The organism is Serratia sp. 506_PEND (genome assembly GCF_001076875.1).
In the GTDB taxonomy this organism is placed as follows: Bacteria; Pseudomonadota; Gammaproteobacteria; order Enterobacterales; family Enterobacteriaceae; genus Serratia; species Serratia marcescens.
The window spans coordinates 1-3,365 of sequence record NZ_JVEL01000617.1; the positions used below are offsets into that span (position 1 = coordinate 1).

At 57.2% G+C, this 3,365-nt stretch carries 4 protein-coding genes and 1 pseudogene; all 5 read right to left on the reverse strand.

What is annotated here, in order from left to right; all coding sequences use genetic code 11:
* A pseudogene (locus tag ADK28_RS29365) lies at positions 1-584 on the reverse strand (hypothetical protein); the annotation flags it as partial.
* Position 585: 1 nt separating this feature from the next.
* Positions 586-1,104 carry a YmfQ family protein gene (locus ADK28_RS28245; protein ID WP_048796280.1) on the reverse strand — a complete coding sequence of 173 codons (519 nt, stop codon included), beginning with the start codon at positions 1,102-1,104 and terminating at the stop codon, positions 586-588.
* The gene (locus ADK28_RS28250) at positions 1,101-2,168 is read right to left on the reverse strand and encodes a baseplate J/gp47 family protein (RefSeq protein WP_048796279.1); all 1,068 of its coding nucleotides are present in this window, start codon (positions 2,166-2,168) and stop codon (positions 1,101-1,103) included. Before ADK28_RS28250 ends, ADK28_RS28245 begins: the two co-directional genes overlap by 4 nt.
* An 11-nt stretch (positions 2,169-2,179) precedes the next feature.
* A complete protein-coding gene (locus ADK28_RS28255) occupies positions 2,180-2,530 on the reverse strand; it encodes a phage GP46 family protein (RefSeq protein WP_048797322.1) in 351 nt (116 codons plus the stop codon).
* Positions 2,531-2,613: 83 nt separating this feature from the next.
* Positions 2,614-3,264 carry a phage baseplate assembly protein V gene (locus tag ADK28_RS28260; RefSeq protein ID WP_048797321.1) on the reverse strand — a complete coding sequence of 217 codons (651 nt, stop codon included), beginning with the start codon at positions 3,262-3,264 and terminating at the stop codon, positions 2,614-2,616.
* Between the last annotated feature and the right edge of the window lie 101 nt (positions 3,265-3,365).

Below are 3,365 nucleotides of genomic sequence, written 5' to 3' on the forward strand. Positions count from 1 at the left end.
ACGCCAAACATCAGTTGGGGATTGTTGGGGCTGAATACGCGCGCGGTGCCTTCGTAGAGCTGAAAACCGTTCATTGACGCGACGAGCTTGCTTTTGCCGTCGATGCCTAAAGCCTGTACGCGACTATCGCCCTTGGCTGCCGGGTTGACGTCAACGACCCAGTGGCCGGCGCCGTCTGCATCGCAGATGGCTTTAATGCCGATTTTTTTCGTCGCAACACCGTCTTCATTGTATGTATACAAGAATTCAGAAATGGTGTTGATGTCGTCCTCATGGACGGTAATTGAACCCTTGGCATTCAAAGGCCCGGTCAGGGTGCCGCCCGTTAGTGGCAAAAATTCATCACCTCCGACAGTGCCGATGATTTTTTTAATGGCCAGTAATAGCTGATTTTGTTTGCTGGGGTCAGGCTGAAAACCGGCGTCAGCCAAAACATTTTTCATTTCCTGCTGAATATCACGAATAGCACTCTGGTTATCGTTCATGAAGTCGGCATATAAAATCGTGCCCTCCACGCCGGTAGCTTCATTACCATCGTGAAATAAATTATCCGGCGTATTTACCGGCGGCATTAAATTCTGCATATCACGCCTCTTTATAAATGAAATGGCAAAACGTATGCGCGGGCTTTAAGTCCTGAAACATCGACTCCAATTGCGCCGTGCTCACCAGGTTATCGCTATGCAGGACGTTGACGCGCCAAATCCAGATGGTGTCGCGCGAGTAAAGGCGGTCGCCCATGCGATTGATGCCAATACGAAATGGCTGCGGCTCATCGATGGTGATGGTGTAGCCGAGGCTCTTGGCCAGATTGATAAAATAGGGGCGGCTCAGGCCACCGGTGGTGTTGATTTTCGCCTTTATCAGCGTGAGGCGCTCTTGCGGCGAGGCATCCGGGGCTGGCGTCAGAGCAAGGACGCGCTCCCAGTCCGGGATAAGCTCGTTAATCTGCAGCGGGACGATACCCAGGGCGACGCACCGGGCAGCATCTTCTACTTGCTGCAGGGCGTTGCCTTCGGCGTGGTGTTCAACCTTTATCTGTTCGCCGTTTGGGTCATAGGCCACCGGCGGCAGAAGATTTCCAAGCAGCGTGGCGTAACTCATGGCATCAGCTCCACAATCAGACCACCCATGCGCACCCATTCGACGCGTTCTTCATCGACCACCGGCGTGACGTTCGCCGCCGGAAGGATAATTTTCAGGTCGGTGATACCAGGAATGGCGGAAATCAGCGCCCCAATCTGGAACAGTACTGCCGTATCGCCAGGGGCCAACTGCGTGAAGTAGCTGACCAGGGTGTTCTGGATTTGGACTTTCGCATCCGCCAGTGTCAGCCCGACCAGCGCCACTTGCATGTGAAAATCTACGCTGCGCGGTGTAGGGGCCAGTACCAGGCTGTTTTTGGCCGTGACCGGACGCAGGTCATCGATATGCGCCTGAGCGGCGTCGATGGTGGCTTGTGACGGCAGGTCATTGCCGGAGGTAATGACCACATCCACAGTGCCCAGGCCACGGCGCATCGGGTAGACGTAAGCCGCCGTAACGCCAGGAACTTCCATCGCCCAACGGTGATAGTCATACTTGTTGCCGCCGGCCGGTGGCTGGCGGATAAGTTCCAGCAGGCGCGCCAGCAGGGACTCGTCGCTTTCATCATCCGTGCCGCCAGTCATGGTCTTCAGCGTGATTTGTGAGCTGACGCCTGTGGGTGCGATAAGTAGCGTGCCAGGCGTACCGTCAGGGACGTTACTGGCGATGCCGGTTGTAGTGGCGGCGGCGTTTACGGTCAGCTTACCGCCGGCATCCAGCGTGCCGCCGGTGAGCGTGGTGCCTGTCTGGCCGTTGCCATAACGGAACGTCAGCCCACTGGCCACCGGGCTGTTGGGCGTACCACTAAGCTGCGCCTGGCCACCGGCCGGCGTGGCTGGCTTCGGCGTCAGGTTACGCAACCGCGCGTGCATCAGCAAAAAATCATGGTCGGCGGTATCGGGGAATATCTGCCGCGCAATCCACTGCTGGTCCTGGTATACGCCACGCACGGCACTCGCCACAGAGCTGGCACGCACAAAAAAATCACTGTCCGGGCCGACGTCGGCTTGCGGCAGCTGGTTCTTGATGTCTCGGAGGATAGTGTCGCGAATGTCGCTGACGCTGGGGATAATATGCGGCATGTAAACCCCTTTTAAGCGACGCTTACGCGGTGGGTAAATGGCATGATTTGCCCGTTGGACTGCTCCACCTCAATCAGCAATATCAGCCAGCCGTTCGCCGGGTGCTGCGCAGTGACTGTAATGCGGCTGGCGCGACCATCGTCGAGAATGGGTTGCAGCGCCTGCTCGGCGTACTGGCGCGCCAGGGTGCGCACCCGCGCCACGTCTTTTTCCCGCTTCAGCAAGTAGAGGCGTGAGCCGAGTGTCGGGTCCGCCCACCAGGAGCCGAGCGGAACCGTCAGGCGCAGGTAAACCGCATTCTGCAGCGTGGCGGTAGATTTGCCGGTGTAATCGCCGGTTTGAGTATCAATGAGAGCGTCCATGCCGCAACGGTACGGCATGGACGCAAATGCAAACAGTTGAAGGGTTTCAGTGGGTGGTGCAGTAGGGAATAAGGCGGAAAATATCAGGCTTTGCGCGGCGGGCCTGACGGGCCGTCCGGTGTGTCGTGAATATGGTCATCCGGCAGGTTTGAGGCAATCACCTTACCCTGGGAGGTAAAGTCGCCCGATTGCTGATTTACATTACCCTCAAATGAGGCTCCCTCGCCACCTTTAATCGCCAGTCCGCCATTGCCGTTGATGGTGCCGTCAGCCGTTACCTGCGCGGAAGCCTTCACCTCTGGAGTGGTAAAAGTGGCGTTTTCTGTGGCGTCAACGCTGTATTTTTTGCATTTGACGCGGTACTCATCACAGGTCAACTCAATGATTTTTCCGCTCTTCAGGACGACGCTTGCACCGTCCTGGTTGTAGATGGCCACCTCGCCGTTCTCCAGTCCCTGCAGGCGGTAAGCGCTGTGTTCGGTGGCGATGATAACGCTGTGACTGGTGCGCCCGCCGACGGGTATTACTATCGCTGTAGCGCCTGCAGGGGGCGCACTGGTGAAGCCGTAGTGCTGGAACAGCTCTGCCCCCGGCAGGTCTTCTCCGGCCAGACCGCCGACCTGGGCGGTCTGGATACCGCCGGCCGTGTTGACCAGGTTAACCTTACCCCGAAATGCCTGGCGGACGCGGGCCAGAAAGCGACTGATACGCTCGTCGATCATTTTAATATTCATCGTTGGGCCTCAGTATTGGGGCTTATCGACAGGAATGATGACCATTCCACCATTATGTTCATGCTTCTTGCGCTTCGGATAGGCGTCCGGTATCAAGCTAT

Coding starts and splice junctions, on each gene's coding strand:
- ADK28_RS28250 (WP_048796279.1), bottom strand. CDS start 2,168: ATGCCGCATATTATCCCCAGCGTCAGCGACATTCGCGACACTATCCTC.
- ADK28_RS28260 (WP_048797321.1), bottom strand. CDS start 3,264: ATGAATATTAAAATGATCGACGAGCGTATCAGTCGCTTTCTGGCCCGC.
- ADK28_RS28255 (WP_048797322.1), bottom strand. CDS start 2,530: ATGGACGCTCTCATTGATACTCAAACCGGCGATTACACCGGCAAATCT.
- ADK28_RS28245 (WP_048796280.1), bottom strand. CDS start 1,104: ATGAGTTACGCCACGCTGCTTGGAAATCTTCTGCCGCCGGTGGCCTAT.